This is a genomic window from Nonomuraea sp. NPDC049421, assembly GCF_040677005.1.
Lineage (GTDB): Bacteria > Actinomycetota > Actinomycetes > Streptosporangiales > Streptosporangiaceae > Nonomuraea > Nonomuraea salmonea.
In genome coordinates, this window is record NZ_JBFAQA010000030.1 from 124,765 (window position 1) to 147,854 (window position 23,090).

General features: G+C 74.1%; 21 protein-coding genes. 9 read left to right on the forward strand and 12 right to left on the reverse strand.

Annotated elements, in window-relative coordinates; genetic code table 11:
* Positions 1–35: 35 nt before the first annotated feature.
* From AB0K18_RS39095 to AB0K18_RS39120, 6 genes are all read right to left on the reverse strand, one after another.
* Entirely contained in the window at positions 36–911 is an 876-nt protein-coding gene (locus tag AB0K18_RS39095; protein WP_364925306.1) for a hypothetical protein, read from the reverse strand.
* Positions 912–941: 30 nt separating this feature from the next.
* Positions 942–1,847, reverse strand: coding sequence for a hypothetical protein (locus AB0K18_RS39100; RefSeq protein WP_364925309.1), 906 nt, complete (start codon positions 1,845–1,847; stop codon positions 942–944).
* Between the two features lie 48 nt (positions 1,848–1,895).
* Positions 1,896–2,786: a hypothetical protein gene (locus AB0K18_RS39105; protein ID WP_364925311.1), complete on the reverse strand. Its 891-nt coding sequence runs from the start codon at positions 2,784–2,786 to the stop codon at positions 1,896–1,898.
* A 48-nt stretch (positions 2,787–2,834) separates the two neighbouring features.
* Positions 2,835–5,051, reverse strand: a complete 2,217-nt coding sequence (locus AB0K18_RS39110) for an MMPL family transporter (protein ID WP_364925314.1) — start codon at positions 5,049–5,051, stop codon at positions 2,835–2,837.
* A 189-nt stretch (positions 5,052–5,240) separates the two neighbouring features.
* A complete protein-coding gene (locus tag AB0K18_RS39115; RefSeq protein ID WP_364925316.1) occupies positions 5,241–5,885 on the reverse strand; it encodes a response regulator transcription factor in 645 nt (214 codons plus the stop codon).
* Positions 5,882–7,114, reverse strand: coding sequence for an ATP-binding protein (locus AB0K18_RS39120; protein ID WP_364925319.1), 1,233 nt, complete (start codon positions 7,112–7,114; stop codon positions 5,882–5,884). Before AB0K18_RS39120 ends, AB0K18_RS39115 begins: the two co-directional genes overlap by 4 nt.
* A 141-nt stretch (positions 7,115–7,255) precedes the next feature.
* On the opposite strand from AB0K18_RS39120, the gene AB0K18_RS39125 reads away from it, so the two are divergent.
* Genes AB0K18_RS39125 through AB0K18_RS39140 form a run of 4 tightly spaced genes read left to right on the forward strand, consistent with a single transcriptional unit; the run spans position 7,256 to position 10,642 of the window.
* Positions 7,256–8,146 (forward strand): ABC transporter ATP-binding protein, encoded by an 891-nt coding sequence (locus tag AB0K18_RS39125; RefSeq protein WP_364925322.1) that lies wholly within the window; start codon positions 7,256–7,258, stop codon positions 8,144–8,146.
* On the forward strand, positions 8,146–8,868 hold the full coding sequence (locus AB0K18_RS39130; protein WP_364925324.1) for an ABC transporter permease: 723 nt from the start codon (positions 8,146–8,148) through the stop codon (positions 8,866–8,868). Before AB0K18_RS39125 ends, AB0K18_RS39130 begins: the two co-directional genes overlap by 1 nt.
* Complete coding sequence (locus AB0K18_RS39135; protein WP_364925326.1) at positions 8,865–10,052, forward strand: sensor histidine kinase; 1,188 nt, start codon at positions 8,865–8,867, stop codon at positions 10,050–10,052. Before AB0K18_RS39130 ends, AB0K18_RS39135 begins: the two co-directional genes overlap by 4 nt.
* Positions 10,049–10,642, forward strand: a complete 594-nt coding sequence (locus tag AB0K18_RS39140; protein WP_364925329.1) for a response regulator transcription factor — start codon at positions 10,049–10,051, stop codon at positions 10,640–10,642. The genes AB0K18_RS39135 and AB0K18_RS39140 overlap by 4 nt, the downstream gene beginning before the upstream one ends.
* Positions 10,643–10,666: 24 nt before the next feature.
* Here the strand turns inward: AB0K18_RS39140 and AB0K18_RS39145 are convergent, their stop codons facing one another.
* The 3 genes from AB0K18_RS39145 to AB0K18_RS39155 all read right to left on the reverse strand — a co-directional run bounded on the left by AB0K18_RS39145 (position 10,667) and on the right by AB0K18_RS39155 (position 16,629).
* Positions 10,667–13,498: a hypothetical protein gene (locus AB0K18_RS39145; protein ID WP_364925331.1), complete on the reverse strand. Its 2,832-nt coding sequence runs from the start codon at positions 13,496–13,498 to the stop codon at positions 10,667–10,669.
* A 90-nt stretch (positions 13,499–13,588) separates the two neighbouring features.
* Complete coding sequence (locus tag AB0K18_RS39150; protein WP_364925333.1) at positions 13,589–15,454, reverse strand: propionyl-CoA synthetase; 1,866 nt, start codon at positions 15,452–15,454, stop codon at positions 13,589–13,591.
* Between the two features lie 149 nt (positions 15,455–15,603).
* A complete protein-coding gene (locus tag AB0K18_RS39155; RefSeq protein ID WP_364925335.1) occupies positions 15,604–16,629 on the reverse strand; it encodes a GNAT family N-acetyltransferase in 1,026 nt (341 codons plus the stop codon).
* A 130-nt stretch (positions 16,630–16,759) separates the two neighbouring features.
* Here AB0K18_RS39155 and AB0K18_RS39160 point away from each other — a divergent pair, with 130 nt between their 5' ends.
* Both AB0K18_RS39160 and AB0K18_RS39165 read left to right on the forward strand, forming a co-directional pair.
* Positions 16,760–17,701: a hypothetical protein gene (locus AB0K18_RS39160; protein WP_364925337.1), complete on the forward strand. Its 942-nt coding sequence runs from the start codon at positions 16,760–16,762 to the stop codon at positions 17,699–17,701.
* A 74-nt stretch (positions 17,702–17,775) separates the two neighbouring features.
* On the forward strand, positions 17,776–18,291 hold the full coding sequence (locus AB0K18_RS39165) for a hypothetical protein (RefSeq protein WP_364925339.1): 516 nt from the start codon (positions 17,776–17,778) through the stop codon (positions 18,289–18,291).
* A 143-nt stretch (positions 18,292–18,434) separates the two neighbouring features.
* Here AB0K18_RS39165 and AB0K18_RS39170 read toward each other — a convergent pair whose 3' ends face one another.
* Together AB0K18_RS39170 and AB0K18_RS39175 are read right to left on the reverse strand one after the other, a co-directional pair.
* Positions 18,435–18,791 (reverse strand): hypothetical protein, encoded by a 357-nt coding sequence (locus AB0K18_RS39170; RefSeq protein WP_364925342.1) that lies wholly within the window; start codon positions 18,789–18,791, stop codon positions 18,435–18,437.
* A gap of 188 nt (positions 18,792–18,979) precedes the next feature.
* Complete coding sequence (locus AB0K18_RS39175; RefSeq protein WP_364925344.1) at positions 18,980–19,780, reverse strand: methyltransferase domain-containing protein; 801 nt, start codon at positions 19,778–19,780, stop codon at positions 18,980–18,982.
* Between the two features lie 140 nt (positions 19,781–19,920).
* Here AB0K18_RS39175 and AB0K18_RS39180 point away from each other — a divergent pair, with 140 nt between their 5' ends.
* Genes AB0K18_RS39180 through AB0K18_RS39190 form a run of 3 tightly spaced genes read left to right on the forward strand, consistent with a single transcriptional unit; the run spans position 19,921 to position 22,274 of the window.
* The gene (locus tag AB0K18_RS39180; RefSeq protein ID WP_364925348.1) at positions 19,921–20,529 is read left to right on the forward strand and encodes a helix-turn-helix domain-containing protein; all 609 of its coding nucleotides are present in this window, start codon (positions 19,921–19,923) and stop codon (positions 20,527–20,529) included.
* Positions 20,522–21,913 carry a pyridoxal-dependent decarboxylase gene (locus tag AB0K18_RS39185; protein ID WP_364925351.1) on the forward strand — a complete coding sequence of 464 codons (1,392 nt, stop codon included), beginning with the start codon at positions 20,522–20,524 and terminating at the stop codon, positions 21,911–21,913. The genes AB0K18_RS39180 and AB0K18_RS39185 overlap by 8 nt, the downstream gene beginning before the upstream one ends.
* 10 nt (positions 21,914–21,923) lie before the next feature.
* A complete protein-coding gene (locus AB0K18_RS39190; RefSeq protein ID WP_364925354.1) occupies positions 21,924–22,274 on the forward strand; it encodes an MmcQ/YjbR family DNA-binding protein in 351 nt (116 codons plus the stop codon).
* Between the two features lie 60 nt (positions 22,275–22,334).
* Here AB0K18_RS39190 and AB0K18_RS39195 read toward each other — a convergent pair.
* Positions 22,335–23,090, reverse strand: a 756-nt coding sequence (locus tag AB0K18_RS39195; protein WP_364925357.1) for a hypothetical protein, incomplete at its 5' end; no start/stop codon positions are given.

Sequence of the window (23,090 nt, forward strand, 5' to 3'; positions counted from 1 at the left end):
CGTGCGCACGCCCAGGCGAGGGCCGGGCTCGCGGGTCACGGGTCGAGGGCGCGGAACGCCTCGCGGGCGGAGCTGACGCTCCGCCTCAGCGCCTGTTCCAGCCGGTCGGCGTCCGCGGCCAGGCGCTCCAGCTCCGGCACGGCGAACCCGTCGGCGCCCGTCTCGGCCACCAGTTCCTCGTACTGGTGCATGCGCCCGCGCAGCTCCTCGATCTGGTGGTGCGCCACGTACGCGCGCTCGGCCTCGGTGACGTTGGCGGCGTAGCGTTCGAGTGCCTCGACCCGGGCGAGCACGGCCTCCTCGCTGTTGTCGAGCGCGCGGGCGAGCGGCTCGGCCACGGCCGCGACCTCGGGGGTGAGGCCCTGCGAGACGGTCTCCCTGTGCTTGGTGCGCAGGGAGGACAGCTTGGCCAGCAACCGGGCGATCTCCCACTCCTGGGCGGGCAGCATGACGGCGTTGCGCACGTCGTCGAGCAGCCCGTCGGTGTTGACGCGGGAGCCGGTCACGGTGTCGATGGCGCGCTGGGCACGTTCCAGCAGGCGGGCGGCCGACTCGTCGAGGTCGCTCGTGAGCACGTAGCGGCCCTCGTACCAGCGCAGCTGCTCGTAGACCTCGCGCTCGTAGCCGGCCTCCTCGTCGTCGGTCAGGTCGTTGCGCGCGAACAGCACGATCACCAGCGGGATGCCGAGCACGACGAGCAGCAGCAGGTTGACGCCGATGCGCAGGGCGCCGAGGCCCAGCATCAGGCCGAGGAGGACCACCGTGCCGACGGACATCGCGGTGCGGACCCGCCGGCTGGAGACGCGCGGCCGCGGCTCGGGCACCCATCCGGCGCGCATCTTGAGCAGGACCCGGCGGCTTTCCCTGAGCAGCTGGGCGTCGTCGGGCGGCACACTTGGATCAATCACCATATCCGCCACAAACCCGGATCATAAGCCACGTCATTCATCAAGGTGGCGAAAAGCTTCATGCGCGGAGCTGACGCTGTCGCGTAACGCCTGCTCCAGGCGGCCGGCGTCGTCGGACAGCCGGCTCAGCTCCGGCACCCCGGCCCCCTCGGCGCCCGTCTCGGCCAGCAGTTCCTCGTAGCGGTGCAGCTTGGCGCTGAGGCGTTCGATCTGGCTGCGGGCGCGGTAGGCGCGCTCGGCCTCGGCGACGTGGCCCGCGTACCGCTCCAGGGCCTCCACGCGCGCCAGCACCGCCTTCTCGCTGCTGTCGAGCGCCCGCGCCAGCGGCTCCGCCACGGCCGCCACCTCGGGGGTGACGCCCTCCGCGACGACCTCCTGGTGCTCGGCGCGCAGCTCCGACAGCTTGGCCACCAACCGGGCGATCTCCCACTCCTGGGCGGGCAGCATCACGCCGTTGCGCACGCCGTCCAGCAGGCCCTCGGCGTGCACGTGGGAGGACATGACCTGGTCGATGGCCGTCTGGGCGCGCGACAGCAGGGCTCTGGCGGGCTCGTCGAGGCGGTCGCGCAGCACGTACCGGCCCGCGTGGCGGCGGGCGATCTCGTAGACCTCGCGCTCCAGCGCGTTGCGCCGCTCCACCTGCACGTCGGGTCTGGGCTTGAGCAGGACGGCCACCATGAGCAGGGCCGACCCCGTCATGATCACCACGAAGGGGGTGTAGCGCTCGGCGGTGAACAGCACGAGCCCGTACATCGCCGCGATGAGCGCGGTCACGGCCGCCGCCAGCCGGGCGGCGCGCGCCAGCGGGGCGCGGCCGCGATCGGGAGGCGCCCAGCCGGCGCGCATCCGCAGCAGCAGCTTGCGGTTGTCGCGGAGCAGCGTCCCGACGTCGTCGGGCACGGACGGATCGACGATCACCTTCGCATATCGTCCGGCCACGTTCTGAGTCCTTCGTACTGATCCTTGGTACGTCTTCCCGTCCGGTCGTCAGCTCTCCAGGTAGCGGAACGCCTCATGGGCGGACTTCACGCTGCGGCGTAAGGTGCGCTCCAGCACGTCGGCGTCCTGCGACAACCGGTCGATCTCCGGCACGGCCAGCTTGTCGGCGCCCGACTCGGCGAGCAGTTCCTCATAGCGCGGCAGCCGGGCGCGCAGCTCCTCGATCTGGCTACGGGCGTGGTAGGCGCGCTCGGCCTCGGCGACGTGGCCGGCGTACCGCTCCAGCGCCTCCACCCTCGCCACCACCGCGGCCTCGCTGCCGGCCAGAGCGCGTTCGAGCGGCTCGATCACCGCCGCCACCTCCGGCGCGATGCCTCTGGCCAGCAGGTCGCGGTGCTCCAGCCGCAGCGCCGACAGCTTGGCGAGCAGCCGGGCGATCTCCCACTCCTGGGCGGGCAGCATCGTGGCGTTGCGGGCGTCGTCCAGCAGGCCCTCGGCGTTGACGTGGGAGCGCAGCACCGTGCCGATCGCGCGCTGCGCCCTGGCCAGGACGGCCGCCGCCTCCGGGTCGAAGTCCTCGGGGAGCAGGTAGCGGCCGTCGAACCAGCGGGCCTGCTCGTAGACCGCGCGCTCCTGGGGGCGGTGGTCGTCCTCGGCGACCTCGCTCATGGACGCGATCTTCACCAGGACGATGAAGACGTACGTGCCGAGCAGCACGAAACCGGCGGCGGCGTACCGGGAGGCCAGCAGCACCGCCATCAGCGCGATCACGACCGGCGTGGCGGCCAGCAGCAGCGCGCTCGACGGCGTGCGGCGGCGCGCCGGGGCCACCTCGGCGGGCGGCACCCATCCGGCCTTGATCCTGGACAGCAACGGGGCGTTCGCGCGCAACATTCCGGCCACCTCCGGCGGAACCGCCGGGTCTACGACCACACCCACGTTCTGTCCTGGCACCCTGGCGCCCCCAACGCTCGTGATATTGGGATATTACGTTCGTTTCTGCCCAGGTGTCAGCCTCCGGAAGGTCAGTCCAGGGAACCACCAGTTCCGATCACCCAGCACCTCCATCGCCGCGGGCACCAGCACCAGCCGCACCACCGTGGCGTCGACCAGCACCGCGACGGCCAGCCCCACCCCCATCACGCGCAGCGCGCGATCATCGAAGGCGCCGAACGCGGCGAACACGCAGAACATGATGGTGGCCACGGAGGTGATGACCGCCGCGGTCCGCGCGAGCCCGTCGGCGACCGCGCGGGTGTTGTCCCGGTCCTTCAGATACTCCTCCCTGATCCGCGACAGCAGGAACACCTCGTAGTCCATGGACAGCCCGAACATGATCGTGAACAGCATCATCGGCACCCATGCGTCGATCGGCCCCGCCGTGCCGTGACCCAGCACGTCGAACTGGAACACCGCCACCACCACCCCGTAGGCGGCCCCGATGGACAGCAGGTTCACCACGATCGCCTTCAACGGCACCACCAGGCTCCTGAAGACGGGCACGAGCAGCACGAAGGCCGCCAGCAACACGGCACCGACCACCCACGGCAGCCGGTCGGCGGTGTGCTCGGCGTAGTCGGCGGCGGCCGCCGTGGAGCCCGTCACGAGGACGGGCGCGGGCAGTTCGGCGCGCAGGCGATGAATGAGCTGCTCGGTCCGCTCGTCCTGCGGCCCGGTGGCAGGGATCACCAGCGCGACCCGCCCTCCCGCAGGCTCCCGCGCCCCACGCTCCCCCGCCGCAGGCACCTGCGCGGCGCCGTCTCCTGCGGGAGACGCTGGGGCGGCGCCGTCTCCTGCGGGAGATTCCGGCGCGGCGCCGTCTCCTGCTTCGGGTGCCTGGCCGGCGTCGTTCTCCGCGGGGATCACCTGGGCGACGCCGGGGGTGGCGGCCGCCTGGCGGATGGCCGCGCGTAGCTCGGCCGCCGCCGTGGCGGGGGCGGCCAGGACGAGCGGGCCGGCCATGCCGGGGCCGAAGCCCTGGGCGAGCAGGTCGTGCGCTCTTCGGGTGGTGTCGGTGACCGGCCGGTTGCCCGCGCCGGACCAGCCGACGCGCAGCTGGGTGGCGGGCAGGGCCAGCGCGACGAGGGCGATCAGCGCGATCGCTCCCGCCGTCCAGGGACGGCGTTGCACGACCTTGCTCCACCGGTACGACCACGGCACGCTCCGAGCCGCCCGCCCGGGGAGCGCGAACCTGTCGATCCGCGCCCCGATCCCGGCCAGCAGCGCCGGGAGCAGGGTGAGCGAGGCGAGCAACACCATGGCCACCCCGCACCCGGCCGCCAGCGCCACCCCACCGCCCAGGGAGGGGCCGAGGAGGAGGATGCCGGCCCCGGTGGCGATCACGATCAGCCCGGCGAACGACACCGACCGCCCCGCGGTCCGCATGGCCCGCTCGACCGCGCCCTCAACCCCCACTCCCCCGATCCCCACCGCTCCTCCGGTACCCACCGCTCCTCCGGTTCCCACTGCTCCCCCGGCCCCAGCGGCTGCGGTGAGTTCGGTGCGGAAGCGGGTGACGATCAGGAGGGCGTAGTCGATGCCGACGCCGAGGCCGAGCATGATCGTGAGGTAGACGCCGAAGCTCGGTGCGCTGACGAGGTGGCTCAGCAGGCCGTACGTCGCCACGCCGCACGTCACGCCGACGATGCCGATCACCAGGGGGAGGGCGGCGGCGATGAGGGAGCGGAAGGCGACCAGCAGCACCACGGCGGCGGCCAGTAATCCGAGGCCCTCGGTGACGCCTCCCGGGGTGACGTCGGCGAAGTCGCCGCCGGACAGTTCCACGGTGAGGGCCGTCCCGGCGGGTGGCGGGAAGGCGTCCCTGACGTCCCTGATCGCCTGGGCGGTGGCCTGGTCCGGGTAGTCGAGCGGGACGGAGGCGATGGTGCCGTCCTGGGAGACGCGCCGCTCCTCGATGGCGGCGTGCGCGCCGGGGACGGCGTTCACGCGGGCGGCCAGGCCGGTGAGCGCGGCGCGTACCGGGGCGGACTCGATTCCGGACGGGGCGGAGACGACCAGCGCGCCCGGCGCCTCCTCCGCGGCCTCCCCCAGGAGCGCGGCGGCCTGCCGGCTCTCGGAGCCCGGCAGCGTGAAGTCGTCGTCCGAGGGCCCCGGCCAGGTGGCGGCGGCTCCGGCGAGCGCGGCCACGAGCACCAGCCAGAGCACCACGACCAGCCGTCTGTGACGGATGCAGAATCGGATCATGCGGCGACCGTAGAAGGCACACCCGCCGAAGGTCGTCACCCAGACGCGGTCGCACACCTGCACCTTCCGCGGTAGCTGCGGGTGCGGTCGTCGCCGGCCTTTCGCAGCGCTCCGGTGTCTCGGACTCGCCCGCGTTCCCCGATGCGGCCACCCGGCTCCACCTTTCGGGGGGCTGCGGAGGTGGTGGGGTCAGGCACCTGGGCGGATCAGGCCGGTTTCGTAGGCGAGGACGACCAGCTGGGCGCGGTCGTGGACGGCCAGTTTGGTCATCACGCGGTTGACGTGGGTCTTGACCGTGTGCGGGCTCATGGCCAGCTCCTCGGCGATGCGCGCGTTGGTGAGGCCGCGGCCGACGCGGGCCAGGACCTCGCGTTCGCGGCCGGTCAGCGGGGCGAGGCGGCCGGTGTCCAGGGCGGCGGGGCGGGCGGTGAACTCCTCGATGAGCCGCCGGGTGACGCCGGGCGACAGCAGGGCGTCACCGCGGGCGGCGACCCGTACGGCGTGGCGGATCTCGGCCGGCTCCGCGTCCTTGACCAGGAAGCCGCTGGCGCCGGAGCGCAGCGCCTCGTACACGTACTCGTCCAGGTCGAACGTGGTGACCACGACGACCCGCACGCCGGTCGAGGTGAGCGCGCGGGTGGCCGCCAGGCCGTCGAGCTCGGGCATGCGGATGTCCATCAGTACCACGTCGGGACGCAGCCGCCGCGCCTCGCGGACCGCCTCCGCGCCGTCGGCGGCCTCCCCCAGCACGCGGAGGTCGTCCTCGGTGTCGAGCAGCGCCCGCAGCCCGGCGCGGACGAGCGGCTGGTCGTCGGCCAGCAGGACGGTGATCATGTGGGCAGCCTGGCGGTGACGCGGAACCCGCCGCCGGGGGCGTTGCCGGTGGTCAGCCGGCCGCCCAGCGCGGCGACCCGCTCGGCCATGCCGGTGAGCCCGTGCCCGCGCCGCACCGGCCCGTCCCCCAGCCTGTCCCCCAACCTGTCACCCGGCCCGTCACCCGGCCCGTCACCCGGGCCGTCAGCCGGGCCGTCAGCCGGGCCGTCCTGGCCAGACGGGGCGGGCGGGCCGGACGCGGCGTTCTCTGAGGGGATGCCGCGGCCGTCGTCCTCCACCTGGACGGTCACCGCCCCCGGCTCGTACGTCAGCCGCACGGTGGCCGCGCCGGCGCCGGCGTGCCGCATGGTGTTGGTCAAAGCCTCCTGGACGACCCGGTAGACGGTCAGGTCGGCGGCCGGCGGGAGGGGACGGCGCTCGCCCTCCACGTCGAAGACCACCGGCAACCCGGCCGTCTCCAGCAGCCGCGGCAGCTGCGCGGACCCCGGCTGGGGCGCGTGCCCGGACGTGCCAGGACGCAGCACGCCGAGCACCGCCTTCATCTCGCCCAGCGCCTGCCGGCTGGAGGTGCGGATCACCTGGAGGGCGGCGGCGGCCTCGGGCGGGCCGCCGGCGCGCTCGACGGCCTCGGCGGCGACGGCGGCGTGCAGGGCGATCACGGAGACGGTGTGGGAGGTGACGTCGTGCAGCTCCCTCGCCACCCGCAGCCGCTCCTCCTGCGCCCGGCGCAGCGCCTCCTCCTCCCGGGTGCGCTCGGCCTGGGCGGCGCGCCGCTCCACCTCCCGCGTGTACGCCCGCCGCGCCCGCGACACCTCGGCCGGCTGCGCCACCACCAGCACGAGCAGCAGCCACACGAGCACGGCGAGCGCGACGTCGGCCTCCATCCTGGCGAGCGCCGCCACGCCGGGCACGGCCACGAGGAACGCCGCCCCGGCCCACCCGGCGGCCCTGCGCCCGGCGGCGATGGCCGAGAACAGCGCGATCAGCGCGGGCACCGGCCAGAGCGCGATCGCGTACCCCCGAAAGAAGATCACCGCCGTCGCGACCGCGCACACGGCGAGCGCCAGGTCCGGTCGCCTGGACAGCAGCGCGAGCCCGAGCGCCGTGGCGGCGAGCAGGGCGTGGCCGAGCAGGTCGAGCGGCCGGGCGTGCGGCTGGTTGCCGTAGGCCATGACGGTGGAGGCGTGCACGCTCACGGCCATGATGAGCACGAGGGCGGTGGTCCGCATACCGGCACCGTAATGCCCGCTTTCCGGCCCGCGCGATACCGCCGTCGCCGTACGAGCGGTACCGCACATGACGTACGTCATACGCCGCCGGCTGACGCACGGCACTACCCGCGGCCCCGCCCGCCCGGCGAAGGTGGGCGCATGAAGGGAAACGCGCTGGAGCTGAAGGCCGTGACCAGGACGTACGGCCAGGTCACCGCGCTCGGCGGCGTCGATCTGGACGTCGCGGAGGGCGAGACGGTGGCGGTGCTGGGCCCGAACGGGGCCGGCAAGAGCACGTTGCTGTCCGTCGCGCTGGGCCTGCGCGCCCCCGACGCGGGCACGGCCACGGTGCTCGGAGGAGCGCCGCTGGAGGCGCTGCGGGCGGGCCGGGTCGGGGTGCTGCCGCAGGAGTCGGGGCTGCTGGAGGACGTGCGGGTGGGCGAGCTGGTGTCGGCGGTCGCCGGGATGTACCCAGGGCGGCCCGATCCCGGGCGGGCGTTGCGCGCGGCGGGGATCGAGGAACTGGCCCGGCGTCCCGTCGGCCGGTTGTCAGGGGGGCAGCGGCAGCGGGTGCGGTTCGCGCTGTGCGTGGCGGGCGATCCGGAGCTGCTCGTGCTGGACGAGCCGACCGTCGGGCTGGACGTCACGGGCCGCCGCGCCCTGTGGCAGGAGATCAGGGCGAGGACCGCGCGGGGGCGTACCGCCGTCTTCGCCACCCACTACCTGACCGAGGCCGACGACTACGCCGACCGGATCGTGCTGCTGGCCGGCGGGCGGGTGGTCGCCGACGGGACGCCGGCCGAGGTGAAGGCGCTGGTCGGCGGCAACGAGGTGCGGTTCGCGCTCGGCGGCGCCGACCCGGCGGAGCTGGAGGGCCTGCCCGGCGTGCGGCACGTCAGCGTGGCGGGCCGCGACGTGCGGCTGCGGACCGGCGACTCCGACGCGACGCTGCGCGCCCTGTTCGCCGTCTACGCCGACGTCAGGGACGTGCGGGTGGAGAGCGTGGATCTGGAGAGCGCGTTCGTGACGCTGACGGGAGGGCGGGACTGATGGGGTCATATCTCAGGCTGGAGCTGGTGCGCGGGCTGCGCAACCCGGTGTCGCTGCTGATGCTGACGCTCTTCCCGCTGGGCCTCTACCTGCTGTGGACCAAGGTGCTCACCGTGGTGCCGCAGAGCCGGATGGACGACTTCGCGGCGTACTCGATGGTGTCGATGGCCACGTACGGCGCCATGGGCGGCGCGCTGTTCATCGGCGGCGCCATCGCGCTGGAGCGCGGCAAGGGCTGGCTCGACCAGCTCGCGGTGACCCCGCTGCCCGCGTCGGGCTACGTGACGGCCAAGCTGCTGAGCGGCGCGGCGACGGTGCTGCCGAGCATCCTCACCGTGCTCGCCGCCGGGGCGTTGCTGTCGGGCGTACGGCTGCCGGCCGGCACCTGGCCGCTGCTGGTGGTGCTGATCTGGGCGGGCGTGCTGCCGTTCGCGGCGCTCGGGGTCGCCTTCGGCTACACGCTGAAGGGGCAGGTCGCGACCTTGGCCCTGATGGTGGTCTATTTCGCCATGTCGGTGCTCGGCGGGCTGTGGCTGCCGGTCGAGGCCATGCCGGCCGGGATGCGGGCGGTGGCCGAGCTGAGCCCCGCCTACCAGGCAGGGTCGCTGGGCTGGCGGGCGCTCGACGGCCTCCCGCCGGCCGGGACCTCGCTCGCCGTGCTGATCGGCTGGACGCTGCTCTTCTGCGCGCTGGCCGGATGGCGTTACCGTCGGGCACTGTGACCTCGGTGCGGGAGTTCGACTTCAGCAGGGGCCGGGCGGCGGCGAGGGCCGGGGCGTGCGCCTGGCTGCTGCTGATCGTCTGGCCGCTGTGGGTGTTCGCGGGGACGGCCCCTGACCTGCTACGAGTGGTGGCGGTGCTGGGCTTGGTCGCGGTGTTCGCGGCCTGCTGGGTGCGGATCATGTGGCGGATGCTCAGCCACCGGGCCACGACGCCGGACCCGCTCGCGCTGGCGGGGCTGGCCGGCGCGGGGCTGGCGCTGCTGCCGCTGTTCGGGGCGCCGTGGGCGTACGTGTCGTTCGTGTACGTGGTCAGCGCCTGCGCCGCGACCCTGCGCACCCCGGCCTTCGCCGCCTCCGTGGCCGCGATCGCCGGGGTCGAGGCGGCGGCGCTGCTGTCCTTCGGCGTGCCGTTCCCGGGGGTCTGGTGGGTGCCGCTGGTCATCGTCGTGCAGGCCGTCACCGTTCACGGTATGCGCAACATGGGCCTGCTGGTGGCCCGGCTGGACGCGGCCAGGGCCGAGGTCGCCCGGCTGGCCGTGGAGAACGAGCGGCTGCGCTTCGCCCGCGATCTGCACGACACGCTGGGGCACACGCTGACCGCGATCACGGTCAGGAGCCAGCTCGCCGCCCGGCTCGCCCCGGCCGACCCGGTCCGGGCCGCCGCCGAGATGGGCGAGGTGGAGGGGGCCGCGCGGCGGGCGCTCGACGAGATGCGGCAGGCGGTCACGGGGTACCGGGCGGCGTCGCTGGCGCGGGAACTGGAGGGGGCGACCCGCAACCTGACGGTGGCCGGCATCGAGGTGACCTTCACCCCCGCCGACCGGCCCGTCCCCGCCGCCGCCGAGACCCTGCTCGCCTGGTCCGTACGCGAGGCCGCCACGAACGTCCTGCGCCACAGCCGCGCCCGCCACTGCCGCATCACCCTGCGCGCGGACGAGACGTGTGCCGAGGTGGAGGTCGTGGACGACGGCCGCGCCCGCCGGAGCACCGGGGACGCCGCCCCGGGAACCGGGAACGGGCTGGCCGGGCTGGCCGAGCGGGTCGGGGCCGCGGGCGGGCGCGTGGAGGTCGGGCCGCTGCCCGGCGGCGGCTACCGGCTGCTGGTGCGCGTGCCGCTGGAGCCCGGGCCGCAGACGGGAGCCGGCTCCGGGGCCGGGGCGGGCTCCGGGGTGGAGGCGGCGTGATCCGGGTGCTGCTCGCGGATGACCAGGAGCTGGTCAGGGGCGGCCTGGCCGCGCTGCTCTCGCTGGAGGACGACATCGAGGTGGTGGCCGAGGCCGGGCGGGGTGACGAGGTGGTCGCGGCGGCGCGGGAGCATGAGCCCGACGTGATCCTGCTCGACATCGAGATGCCGGGGATGTCCGGCCTGGAGGTGGCCGAGGAGTTGCGGGGGCATCGGGTGGTGATCGTCACGACGTTCGGCCGGCCGGGCTATCTCAGCAGGGCGCTGGACGCGGGCGTCGCCGGTTACGTGGTCAAGGACGCCCCGGCCGCCGAGCTGGCCGCCACCGTACGCCGGGTGATGGCCGGCGAGCGGGTCATCGACCCCAAGCTGGCCGTGACCGCGCTGACCACCGGCCCGAGCCCGCTCACCCAGCGGGAGGCGGAGGTGCTGCGGGTGGCGGCGGACGAGCCCACGGTGGCGGCCATCGCCAGGCGGCTGTTCCTCACCGAGGGCACCGTGCGCAACTACCTGTCGTCGGCGATCGGCAAGACCGGCGCCGCCAACCGCGCCGAGGCCGTCCGCGTCGCGGAGTCCCGCGGCTGGCTCTGACCCGCCGCACGCCCCCAGCAGGAGTCAGTCGCCCCGTAGGAGGGCGTTCTGGTGGATCTCCCACAAAGCCGTCTCCGGGATGCCCGCCTTGACCAGCTGCTCCCAGGTCGCCATCCGGTCGGCCGGGTCGTCGAGCAGGGTGCGCAGCAGGGGACGCAGGACGGCGCGGTCGCCGCCCTCCTCGTACCACATGGCGCCCAGGGCGCGGTACAGGGCGGGTGAGCGGACGCCGGCCGTCCGCATCAGCTCCTCCACGAGCGCGACCCGCTGGCGGAACGGCAGCGACTCGCCCGCCCCGAGCGCCCGCAGCAGCAGGTCGAGCAGCCGCCGGTGCTGCGGGTCGTGCCCGGTCGCGACCGCGGCGACGACGTCGCCCATGCCGGTGGGCTCGGCGCCGCCGCCGAGCACGACGTCCTCGCGGCCGTCCACGACGACGCGGCGGGCGGCGAGGGTGGTGACGAGGCCGGTCCAGCCCTCCTGGCCGAGCTGCCCCTTCCACAGATGGGTGAGCGAGGACCAGCGTTCGAGCGCGTCGGGGCCGGGCAGCAGCGCCGAGACCGAGACGGGCTGCTCGGACGCGGTGACGATGAGCAGGGTGAGGTTCGCCGAGTACGCGGCCAGGCGCCGGGTCAGCGGATGCCGGACGGGACGGAACCCGGTGAAGTGGCGGCGGGTCCGCTCGTGCAGGGCGCGGCGCAGCAGCCCGGTCAGCAGGTCGGCGCAGCGGGCCCGCACCACGGACGGCACCTCGGCCAGCAGCTCCAGGATGAACCCGACGGTCGGGCCGCGCTCGGCCAAGCAGGAGTGGGAGGTGACGGCGTACAGCAGGTCGTCGTCCACGGCCTGGACGATGGCGAGCGGCTCGTCCCCGGCCAGGCGGCGGCGCCGGTCGAGGTCGCGCAGCGCGTACATGGTGATCCAGGCGACGAGGAACTCGGCGAACGTGGAGTGCAGGAACGCGTGCCCGCCCCGGCGGACGAAGAAGAACCGCTCGGTGGCCTTGCGCGCCCAGCCGCCCGGCTCGTCCTCGTCGCGCGGGTCGTCCTCGCCGCCGTGGCAGAGGGCGGGCAGGTCGCGTTCGAGCTGCTCGTCGGTGATGACCTGGCCGCCGCGGGCCAGCATGGACAGCGCGACCGCCCCGAGCAGCACCAGCTCCTGGTCGATGGCCACCCGGTGGGCGCCGCCCGTCTCGCGCTCGGTGTAGTCGCGCAGCAGCACCTCGTACAGGCGGGCGCGGCCGAGCGGGCCGTGGTCGCGCTGGAGCGCGTTGCCGCCGGCGTCGTAGAGGGCGAGCAGCAGCAGGAGCAGCGGCTGCCTGGCCATCTCGCCGTGGGCCAGCGCCGCCTCGGGAGGCAGCGGGGTCAGGTCGCGGCGGGCGAGCAGGGCGCGGTTGGCCTGGTCCCAGACGTCGAGCCACTGGCGTACCTGGTCGTCGTCGAACGGCCGCAGCTCCAGGGCGAGCAGCCCGTCGGGGAAGCGGACCCGGTCGGCCACCACCGTCCTGCTGGTGACGACGACCGCGACGGGCCGGCCCAGCTCGGCCTCCCTGGCCTGGAACTCGCGTACGTGCTCCAGATAGTCGTAGCGGGCGGCGGCGCCCTGCACCAGCTCGTCGAACCCGTCGAGCAGGATCACCGGCATCGCGCCGTCGGCGGCGGCGACGAGGTCGGCGTAGGCCACCTCCTCCCCCAGCACCTCGGCCATGGCCTGCTCGATCTGCTCGGTGACGCCCGCCCGCGCCCGCACCCCGCGCAGCTCCACCCTGATCGGCAGGAACTCCGAACGGGCCAGCCGCGCGGCCAGCACCTCGGTCAGCTTGGTCTTGCCCGAGCCCGGCTCGCCGAGCACGAGCAGCGGCACCTGGGTGGCGCGCAGCGAGGTGAGGTGGCCGACCAGGAACGCCTCGGCGTCGGCCAGCATCCGCTGCCCCTCCCACCAGCCGCGCAGCGCGGGCGTGGACTCCTGGGTCAGCTCGGCGACCCGGCAGCGCGGGCTCAGGTAGCCCTCGCCGAGCAGCGGCAGGTAGACGTCCTCGGGCAGCTTGCCGACCACGAGCAGCGGCTGGTCGAGGGCGTTCGCGGCCATCCTGACGCGGTGGATCATGGGACGGTCGCCGGCGCGGGGCGGCGCCAGCTCGGCCAGCAGCCAGGCCACCCTGGACAGCGCGGTGGCGGGCGGCGGCGGCTCGGTGACCAGGCTGCGCACCCCGAACTCGTGGCTCTCCAGCGCCAGCGACCGGTAGTCCTCGTCGTAGATGCGCAGCGCGTGCGCGGGCGGGCCGTCGGCGAGCAGGCGGGGCAGCTGGAGCTGGTCGTCCACGGGCAGTTCGTCCCACAGGGACAGGCCGCTCACGTACGCGGCCAGGCATTCCGACATGCGCAGGTAGGCACGTTCCACGGCGGCGCGGGTGTCGGCGTACGGGATGTGCGGCTCGGGGGTGGGCAGGCGGACCAGCAGCAGTTCGGCGACCAGCCGGGCGAAGCGCTCCGCGGTGGGGACGCCGCGGGAGATCTGCTCGGGCCGGTCGAGCCGGTCGAGCGTGAACGGCAGCTTGGCCTCGCCGAGCGCCTCGAAGTAGGCGGAGACCACGACGGCGGCGTGCGCGGCGGCCAGGCGGCGGGTGCGGGTGTGCCGGTCGACGCCCGCTCTCAGCTCGGGCAGGCGGCGTACGACGTCCTCGCCGTAGGCGACGATGGCGTCGCGCAGGCCGCGTAACCCGGCCGCGAGCTGGGGCCCGCCGGACAGGGCCCAGCCGGTGCGCTCGGCCGCCGACGCCAGCCCGATGACCTTGACGAGCCTGCCGTCCTTGCATCCGAGAATCCTCAGGGCGTCGGCGTAGCTCGGGGTTTCGATCATTGCCTTCTCCCGGGGGACTGGGGATGTCCCATCATGCGTTGTCCGCCCCGATCGTGCAGGCTGTTCGCCAGGATGGTCGGGACCTGCCCGTCATGTACCCTTCATCGCCGTTTCGATCTCCGGCAGCGCCGCGGGATCCTCGATGGTGGACGGGGCGGTGTACGGGCGGCCGTCCGCGATGTCGCGCATCGTGGCGCGCAGGATCTTGCCCGATCGGGTCTTCGGCAGCCGGGACACCACGACGGCGCGGCGGAAGGCGGCGACCGGGCCGATGCGCTCGCGTACGAGGGCGGTCAGCTCCCGCTCGACCTCGACGGGGTCGCGGTCCGCACCCGCCTTGAGCACCACGAACCCCATGGGGAGCTGGCCCTTCAGCTCGTCGGCGACGCCGATCACGGCGCACTCGGCGACGTCGGGGTGTGCGGCGATGACCTCCTCCATCGAGCCGGTGGACAGGCGGTGTCCTGCCACGTTGATGACGTCGTCGATGCGGCCCATGACGTAGAGGTGGCCGTCGGCGTCGAAGTGGCCACCGTCGCCGGTGAGGTAGTGGCCGGGGTAGCGGTCGAGGTAGGAGCGGGCGAAGCGATCGGGGTCGCGGTAGAGGGTGGGCAGGGCGCCGGGCGGGAGCGGCAGCCTGACGGTGACCGCGCCTTCGGCGCCGGGCGGGCAGTCGCGGCCGTCGGCGTCGAGGATGTGGACGTCCCAGCCCGGCACGGGCTTGGTGGGCGAGCCCGGCTTGATCGGCAGCGGCTCGATGCCGACGCAGTTCGCGGCTATGGGCCAGCCGGTCTCGGTCTGCCACCAGTGGTCGATGACGGGGATGCCGAGCAGGTCGGAGGCCCAGTGGTAGGTGTCGGGGTCGAGGCGCTCGCCGGCCAGGAAGAGGTGCCGCAGGCCGGACAGGTCGTACTTCTTCGCGAAGGCGCCGGAGGGGTCCTCCTTCTTGATGGCGCGGATCGCGGTCGGGGCGGTGAACAGCGTGCGCACGCCGTGCGCGGCCACCACCCGCCAGAACGCGCCGGGGTCGGGGGTGCCGACGGGCTTGCCCTCGTACAGCACCGTCGTGCAGCCCGCCAGCAGCGGCGCGTAGACGATGTAGGAGTGGCCGACCACCCAGCCGACGTCGGAGGCGGCCCAGTAGACCTCACCCGGGGCGGCGCCGTACACGTTCGCCATGCTCCAGTGCAGCGCGACCGCGTGGCCGCCGTTGTCGCGCACGACGCCCTTCGGCGCGCCCGTCGTGCCCGAGGTGTAGAGGATGTAGAGCGGGTCGGTCGCGGCCACACTCACGCAGCCGGCCGGCTCGGCCGCCGCCACCGCCTGCGCCCAGTCGAGGTCGCGGCCGCCGGCCAGGTCGGCGCGGCACTGCGGCCGCTGCAGGATCACGCACCGCTCAGGCCGGTGCGCCGCCTGCTCCAGCGCGTCGTCGAGCAGCGGCTTGTACGCCACCACCCGGCTCGGCTCGATGCCGCACGACGCCGACAGCACCACCTTCGGCTGGGCGTGGTCGATGCGCACCGCCAGCTCCCTGGCCGCGAACCCGCCGAACACCACCGAGTGCACCGCGCCCAGCCGCGCGCAGGCCAGCATCGCCACCACGGCCTGCGGCACCATGGGCATGTAGATGACCACGGTGTCGCCGGCGGTGACGCCGAGGCCGCGCAGCATGCCGGCGGTCCTCGCCGTCTCCTCCAGCAGCTCCGCGTAGGTGTAGGTGCGGGTGACACCGGTGACGGGACTGTCGTGGATGAGCGCGGGCTGGTCGCCCCGGCCTGCCGCGACGTGCCGGTCGAGGGCGTTGTGGCAGGTGTTGAGCCGCCCGTCGGGATACCAGCGGCCGCCGGCGTACACGGTCCGCGGAGCCGTGTCCCAGTCGATGCCGCTTGCCGCCTCGCCCCAGAACGCCTCGGGCTGCTCGATGCTGCGCCGGTAGACCGCCTCGTAACCGCTCACCCGTCGATCAGAACAGCCGTGGGGCGATGGCGCAAGACGTGCCACGCGGGAGATCGGCGGGCCGTCGTTCGCGGTCGGCGGGCGGACGCGCGGGCGGTCGGCGGGCGGGCGGCGGGCGGGCGGCAGACGTCGCCGAGTCGCCGGTCCCGTCAGGTTCCCGTGGCGGGTGACAGGACCAGGCGGACGGCGAAATTGCGGTAGCCGGCCCGCTCGAACGCGCGCGCCATCGGCACGTTGCCCACGTCGGTGTCGGCCACGATCCGCTGGACGCCGCGCTCGGCGTGGGAGCGGGTGATCTCGCCGAGCAGGTCGTCCACGTAGCCCCGGCCGCGCTGCTCCGGCACCACGCCGATGTAGCCGACCACGGGTCCCGCGTCGTTGGCCGACGGCAGGGCCACCCCGACGAGGTCGCCGCTGTGGTCGCCGCTGTGGTCGCCGCTGTGGCCGCCGCTGTGGCCGCCGCTGTGGCCGCCGCTGTGGCCGCCGCTGTGGCCGCCGCCGGGAACGTACGCCAGCCGCCACCAGCTCCGGTCGCCGCGCATGGACCGGTTGTCGCGCACGTCCTCGCGGGCCTGCGTCTCCGGGTCGGTGACGGCCAGCGCCTGGCGGGTGTGGAAGTCGAGCGTGCCCACCGCCACCCGCCGGAACGCCGCCACGAACGCCTCGTCGTCGTCATCGGCGCGGAACACCAGGCGCTTCGACGGCTCGGGCACCGGGGCGTCGCCGGCGGTCCAGGCGTAGCGCAGGCGTTCGAGCTCCTCGGTCAGCCCGGCCCGGCCCGCCGCCTCCCAGCGCCAGCCGATCGCCGCCCGCGCCTTCGGGTCGTCGCGCCAGCCGTTGAGCAGGAACACGTGGTACGCGGGCGCCTGCCCGTACACGTCGTGGGCCCGGCGCAGCAGCTCGGCGGCCAGCCCGCGGCGCTCGGCCACGGACGGGTGGACGTACAGGCAGTCGAGCGCGAGCGGCCGGTCGCCGTCGGCGAAGCTCCACCAGACGGCGCGGGCCAGGATGTCGCCGGTGTGCTCGTCCTCGGCGAGCCAGATCCGGTCATAGCGGTAGTTGCCGCTCTCCAGGAACGACAGCAGCCGCTCCGGATGGGACCAGCTGATCGACTCGTCGACGACGCAGCCGAGCAGGCGGTCTAGATCGTCCTCAGTGGCGGGACGGAAACGCATGAATCCTCCGACAAGCAGAAGCGGGCGCGGAGCGCGCCCATGGACGTGCTGGACACCTCTGCGCCTCCTTTCTTCCGACTTTTCGGCATCGGAGGGCACTCTAGCTGAAATATCGCGACAGGATGTTCGGGTGAGCTCCTACGACGACGACACACTGCCCCTGCAGCCCCCGATCAGGCTGCCCGCCGCGGCCACGCTCGCATCCTCCGTACGATCCGCCCCGCTCTTCGAGGAAGCGGCCGGTGAGCTGAAGCCGGACGCCGAGGACGCCGAGGTGCTCGGCGTCTGGGCCGCGCACTGCCGCGAACGGCTGGCCGCCGACGAGGGGCTGCTGCTGGAGCTGATCAGGATGTTCCTGTCCAGGGAGCCGGTCACGGGCGAGCCGCCCGCCGCGCTGACGGGGCTCGGGCTGGTACGGCAGGAGGAGCCGCACACGCTGAGCTGGCTCGGCCTGTGGGTGGCGCGGCAGGTCATCGCCGAGACCACCGGGCAGGAGATCCCCGTCATGGGCTCGCTCTCCGAGGCGGACGCGGCGACGCTGCTGCACGGGCTGCGCGCGTACCCGGAAGCCGAGCGGGGCGAGGAGCTGGCCGGGTGGCTCAAGGACCGCGACCCCGCCGAGGCGGCGGACGAGCTGGCCGGCGCGCTCGCCGCGGTGAGCCCGCTGGCCCGCGCGGTCGGCGTGGAGGTGCTGTCCACGGCGCTCGGCGACACCGGGCGGCTGGCGCTGACCCGGCTGCTCGACCAGCCCAGGCTGGGCGCGGTGATCGCGGCGAGGACCGGGCGCGACAACCGGCGTCCCGCGCCCGAGGAGATCGCCTGGGTGCTGGTGGACATGGCGGCGGCGCTGCTGGAGTTCGGCGGGGAGATCGGGGAGGTGATCGAGTCGATGGCGATGGGCATGAACGCCGACGAGCAGGCGGGCACGATCGCGATCCTCGCCTTCGGCGACCACCCGTGGACGGGCCAGGTGCTGCGCGTCCTCATCGACCACCACCCGGACGACAAGGTGCGGGCCTCCGCCCGCAAGGCCCTGCGCCGCCTCCGCGGCCTGGCCGACGCCCACCTCTGACCCGCGCACGTGAACGGGCGAGCCCGCGGGACGGGCGGGGCTGCGGAGTGTCGATCACCGGTAGAGTCGGCTCGGTGACCAAGCATGCGATCTCCCCACAGACCGGCATCCTGGGTGACACGTTCGCCTGCGACTGCGGCGCGCTGATGGTCGGCCGGATGACGGCCGAGGTGCACGCCGCCGAGAGCGGGCTGTGCTCGGCCTGTCTCGGCACGACGCAGGAGGAGGTGGCGCCCGGCCTGGTGCGCCCCTGCACCTCGTGCGCCGGCTCCGGCCGCCGCAAGGAGCAGGTGACCTGGCAGCTCGCCCACGCCGAAGCCGAGCACCTGATCACGATGACCGTCGTGCGCGGGGTCGTCGCCGGGTTCGACGGCCCGTTCCACCTGTCGGAGGTGGCCGACACGGTCAGGAACGGCCTCGGCCTCCCCACGGGCCGCCTGCCCGTCGGCCCCCGCGTCCGCGACCTGCTGCTCCAGCTGCAGGCGGCGGGCGAGATCGCGATGGTGTCGGCCCCCGACGAGATGGTCGGCACGGACATGGTCCTCTACCGCGACCCCCAGTGGCAGCGCGTCCGCGCCATCGGGCTGTGACCTGAGCCGGCTCGCCCCGGCGGCAACGCGTCCGCGCCGTGGACCTGTGGCCTGCCGCCCCGCCCACTGCCCCCTCTCCGCACGGCGGCCCCCTCTCCGCACGGCGGCCCCGAGCGGGAGCTCGGGGCCGTGGGCGGTGGTGGTCAGTAGACGCAGGTGCTGCTCGACAGGACCTCGATGCCGGCGATCTTGCGGGGCTGCGCGTACGTCAGCGACTCGCCCGGCTTCAGGCACCTGACGGTGATCCCCTCGGCCGGGCGCACCCGTGCCGCGTAGGTGCTGAGGTTCTGGGCCCCCGTGACGGTGGCGCTGAGCGCCTTGAAACCCGGCTCGCCGGGGACGCAGAGGCGGCCGGAGGGCGAGACCGTGGTCACGCACACCGAACCGGCGGCGGCCTGCCCCGACGCGGACTGCGCCGCCTGTGCCGGCGCGGCCGACAGGGCGGTCAGCGACAGTGCGGCGACGATCGCTCCGGTGACGCCTCTGGCGAATGCGGACATCCTTGCCCCTTTCCCTGGACTTGCGCTGGATCCGCCGGAATGGCGGGCTGGTGTAGGGCGGGGAGAGGGAGGTCTCCCCGCCCGCTCAACCCTCCAATGGATCAGGCGTCTTGGCCAGGGCTGCGGCCGGGCATTGTGCGGTCATTACCGGCCCGATGCCGCACCTTCCACCCGACGGCCACCGGAGCTCAGCCGGGCAGGCGGCAGATGACCTCGCCGTGCAGGATGGAGAACCAGCCGTCCTCGGCCGCCGCCCACTCCCGCCACCCCGCCGAGATGCGCCGCAGGTCGGACTCGGTGGCGGCCCCGGTGGCGAGTGCCTGCCGGGCCATGGCGGAGGACAGGATGCGATCGGCCCACATGCCGCCCCACCACTCCCGGTCGGCGGGGGTGGCGAAGCACCAGGTGGAGGAGCCGGCGGTGACGTCGTCGAAGCCGGCGGCGCGGGCCCAGGACAGCATCCGCCGCCCGGCGTCCGGCTCGCCGCCGTTGCCGCGGGCGACCTTCTGGTAGAGGGCCAGCCATTCGTCCAGCGCGGGCACCCGCGGCCACCAGGTGAAGGCGGCGTAGTCGCTGTCGCGGGCGGCGACGAACCCGCGCGGCTTGGTGACCCGGCCCATCTCGCGCAGCGCTTGCACGGGGTCGCCGACGTGCTGGAGCACCTGGTGGGCGTGCACGACGCAGAACGTGTCGTCGGGGAAGGGCAGGTCGTGCACGTCGGCCACGGCGAAGTCGACGTTGGTCAGCCCCTTAGCGGTGATCTCGGCCCTGGCCAGGGCGAGCGCGTCGTCGTTCACCTCGGACGCCGTCACGTGTCCCACGCGGCCCGCCAGGTCGGCGGTGATGGTGCCAGGCCCGCTGCCCACGTCGAGGATCTTCATGTGCGGGAGCAGGTGGGGCAGCAGGTAGGCGGCCGAGTTCTCGGCGGTGCGCCAGCGGTGCGAGCGCAGCACGGACTCGTGGTGGCCATGCGTGTAGACGGCGTTCATCGGCGAACTCCCTCGGATCGGCGTACGGCTACCCTAACTCTCATCTCATCATTCAAGAGAATATGTCTCAGATTTCAAGACATAGCAGGACGTCCTTACCTGTTCTGCTAAAGCGGACAAAGCATCGCTATAGTGGAGGAATGAGTGAAGGGGTCCTGTCCAGCGGCCTGTCCATGGCCGAGCTGGGCCTGCGGATCCGCGGTGAGCGGCGGGCGCGCGGGCTGTCCATCGAGCGGCTGGCCGAGCTGAGCGGCATCAGCAGGAGCATGGTGTCGGAGGTCGAGCGGGGCGCCAAGACGCCGACCGTGCTGGTGCTCGACCGGCTGGCCACGGCGCTCGGCACGTCCATCTCGCGGCTGCTCGACGAGCCCGCGCACGGCGGCGTGCGGGTGCTGCGGCACGCCGAACAGCGGGTGCTGCGCGACCCGTCCGGCTGGGAGCGGCGGGTGCTGTCGCCGGTGCTGGGCGAGGTGGAGTTCGAGTTCATGCGGACGACCATCGGCCCCGGCGTGGACGCGGGCGAGTTCGCGCCGCACGCGCCGGGCTCGCGCGAGTACCTCGCCGTCGAGCAGGGCGTCCTGCTGCTGACGATCGACGGGCAGCCGTACGAGCTGGCGGCCGGCGACTCCGCGTACTACCCGGGCGACCGCCGCCATGCCTTCGCCGGCGACGCGGAGACGGGCTGCGTCTTCTACCTCGCCATGGAGCTGGCGCCTGGACACCACGGGAGGGAGGGGCACGATGGATGAGCTGCGGACGGTCGCCGATCTGGTCGCCGACCACCTCGACGGCATCGCCGGAAGGCCCGTGTGGCGGCCGGTGCCCGGTGACGAGCGGGCCTGGCTCACCGGGCAGGAGCTGCCTGAGACCGGCCGGCCGCTGGACGAGCTGCTGGCGGACACGCGGGAGCACATCCTGCCGTACCCGATGGGCAACGGCCACCCGCGCTTCTTCGGCTGGGTCAACCCGCCGCCGAACCGCGCGGGCGTGCTGGTCGAGCCGCTGGCCGCGGCGTTCAACCCGAGCTGCGCGGGCGGCGACCACGCGGGTCCGCACCTGGAGCGCACGGTCGTGCGCTGGCTCGCGGAGCTGGCCGGGTTCCCGCATCCGCCCGGCGGGGGGCTGCTGACCAGCGGCGCGTCCATGGCGACGGTGATCTGCCTGGCCGCCGCCCGGCAGCGCGCGGCGGTGGCCGACGGCTGGGACGTCCGCCGCGACGGGCTGTCCGGGCGGGCGCCGATGGTCCTGTACGTCACCGGTGAGGGGCACAGCTGCCTGCGCAAGGCGGCCGAGCTGCTCGGCCTGGGCGCGCGGCACGTCAGGACGGTGCCGGTGGACGAGGCGTACCGGATGGACGTGGCCGCGCTGCGCCGCATGATCGCCGCGGACCTCGACGCCGGGCTGCGGCCGTTCTGCGTGGCGGGCAGCGCGGGCACGGTGAACTCCGGCGCGGTCGACCCGCTCGACCAGATCGCCGACGTGGCGGCCTCGTACGGGATCTGGTTCCACGTGGACGGCGCCTACGGGGCGCTCGGCGTGCTGGCCGACGAGGCGGCGCCGCACTACCGGGGTCTCGACCGGGCCGACTCGCTGGCCCTCGACCCGCACAAGTGGCTGGGCGTGCCGGTGGGCTGCGGGTGCGCGCTGCTGCGCGATCCCGGGGCGGCGCGGGCGGCGTTCAGCCTGGTGCCGTCGTACCTGGTGGACGACAACGCGGGCGATCTGGGATGGTTCGCCGAGTACGGGCCGGAGCAGACCCGCCCGTTCCGTGCGCTGAAGACCTGGGCGACCCTGTCGCACCTGGGCCGCCGGGGCGTCAAGGACCTGGTCGAGCACACGTCGGGGCTGGCCCGCACGCTGGCCGCGATGGTCGAGGAGGCCCCCGACTTCGAGCTGCTGGCCCCGGTCACCACGTCGATCACCGCCTTCCGGTACGTCCCCCGTGCCGAAGGGCTCGACGCGCTCAACCGGGCGATCCCCTATGTGGTGCAGGCGCGCGGCAACGCGTTCATCACCGGCACCCGGCTGGGCGGGCGGGACGCGCTGCGTGCCTGCTTCCTGCACCCGGACACCACGGAGGCGGACCTCGCGATGCTGCTGGAGGAGATCAGGCTGGCCGCCAAGGACCTGTAACCTGGCGGGCGTGGTCACCGTCGAGGACGTCCGCCGGTTCGCGCTGACGCTGCCGCGCACGACCGAGCACCTCATCCACGACCGGGTGAAGTTCCGGGTGGGCAGGATCGTCTACGTGGCGTTCTCGCGCGACGAGACGATCATGGGGTTCGGCTTCCCGAAGGAGGAACGCGCGGCGCTGGTGGCCGCCGACCCCCGCACGTTCCTCCTGCCCCGCGAGTCGGACCTGCGCTACCACTGGGTGGAGGCGCGCATGGCGGCCCTGGAGCCCGACGAGATGCGCGAGCTGGTGCTGGAGGCGTGGCGGATGTGCGTGCCGAAGAAGGTGCGCCTGGAGCAGGAGCGCGCCGCCACCCCATAGTCGCCGGCACCCCGGCGCCGCCGGCACCCCGGAGCCGCCGGCGCCCCGTGGCGGTGCGGGTCAGCGCGAGACCGTGCGGTAGAGGTCGCGGGCGAGCGTGGTGACGCGCTTGACCGAGGCGTTCCACGTGCCGCCGGCCGGGTGCGCGGTGAGCAGCGCCATGACGTAGCGCTCGCCGGGGCCCACGAGCCCGGTCGTGTGCAGCACGGGGCGGCCGTAGTCGGGCACGCCCGAGCCGGTGGCGCGCTGCGCGATCCACGACAGGGGCGCCCCGATCGCGCCGCCCGCCGCGGCGGTGCCGGCGGCGTGGGTGGCGTTGCCCGAGCACCGCACGGGCGGCTTCGTGCCGAAGCCCGACCAGCCCTGCTTGACGGCGTGCGGCTTCGGCACGCCGTCGGGGATGCCGAAGGTCTGGTCGAAGCCGTCGGCGCCGCACGGCGTGGCCTTGCGCAGGTGGCCGAGGATGGTGTCCCTGACCCTGGGATCAGCCCGGTCGAGCAGGTAGCGGTAGGTGCGCACGATGTCGTACGCGCTGAGCGAGACGTACCCCCAGAACCCGGGCTTGGACGCGGGCGGCGGGGTGGTGTCGGCGAGGCCCAGCCTGCGCGCCTGCCGCACGATGATCTGCCCCTTGCCGAGCCGGTCCCAGAAGGCGGAGGCGGCGTCGTCGTCGCTGGACCGCAGCATGATCTTCAGCAGCTTGGCGTCGGCCGGCGGCACGGTCCTGCGGCCCTCCAGGTAGTCGATCGCGATGAGGATCTTGACGACGGAGGCGGCCAGCGGCGCGGCCTGATCCACTTCCACGCCGTCATCCGC

What these genes read in the sequence shown, in the direction of transcription:
- AB0K18_RS39115 (WP_364925316.1), bottom strand. Translation starts at nt 5,885, where the DNA reads ATGATCACCGTCCTGCTGGCCGACGACCAGCCGCTCGTCCGCGCCGGG.
- AB0K18_RS39130 (WP_364925324.1), top strand. Translation starts at nt 8,146, where the DNA reads ATGGGGTCATATCTCAGGCTGGAGCTGGTGCGCGGGCTGCGCAACCCG.
- AB0K18_RS39145 (WP_364925331.1), bottom strand. Translation starts at nt 13,498, where the DNA reads ATGATCGAAACCCCGAGCTACGCCGACGCCCTGAGGATTCTCGGATGC.
- AB0K18_RS39170 (WP_364925342.1), bottom strand. Translation starts at nt 18,791, where the DNA reads ATGTCCGCATTCGCCAGAGGCGTCACCGGAGCGATCGTCGCCGCACTG.
- AB0K18_RS39180 (WP_364925348.1), top strand. Translation starts at nt 19,921, where the DNA reads ATGAGTGAAGGGGTCCTGTCCAGCGGCCTGTCCATGGCCGAGCTGGGC.
- AB0K18_RS39110 (WP_364925314.1), bottom strand. Translation starts at nt 5,051, where the DNA reads ATGATCCGATTCTGCATCCGTCACAGACGGCTGGTCGTGGTGCTCTGG.
- AB0K18_RS39185 (WP_364925351.1), top strand. Translation starts at nt 20,522, where the DNA reads ATGGATGAGCTGCGGACGGTCGCCGATCTGGTCGCCGACCACCTCGAC.
- AB0K18_RS39120 (WP_364925319.1), bottom strand. Translation starts at nt 7,114, where the DNA reads ATGCGGACCACCGCCCTCGTGCTCATCATGGCCGTGAGCGTGCACGCC.
- AB0K18_RS39155 (WP_364925335.1), bottom strand. Translation starts at nt 16,629, where the DNA reads ATGCGTTTCCGTCCCGCCACTGAGGACGATCTAGACCGCCTGCTCGGC.
- AB0K18_RS39175 (WP_364925344.1), bottom strand. Translation starts at nt 19,780, where the DNA reads ATGAACGCCGTCTACACGCATGGCCACCACGAGTCCGTGCTGCGCTCG.
- AB0K18_RS39125 (WP_364925322.1), top strand. Translation starts at nt 7,256, where the DNA reads ATGAAGGGAAACGCGCTGGAGCTGAAGGCCGTGACCAGGACGTACGGC.
- AB0K18_RS39095 (WP_364925306.1), bottom strand. Translation starts at nt 911, where the DNA reads ATGGTGATTGATCCAAGTGTGCCGCCCGACGACGCCCAGCTGCTCAGG.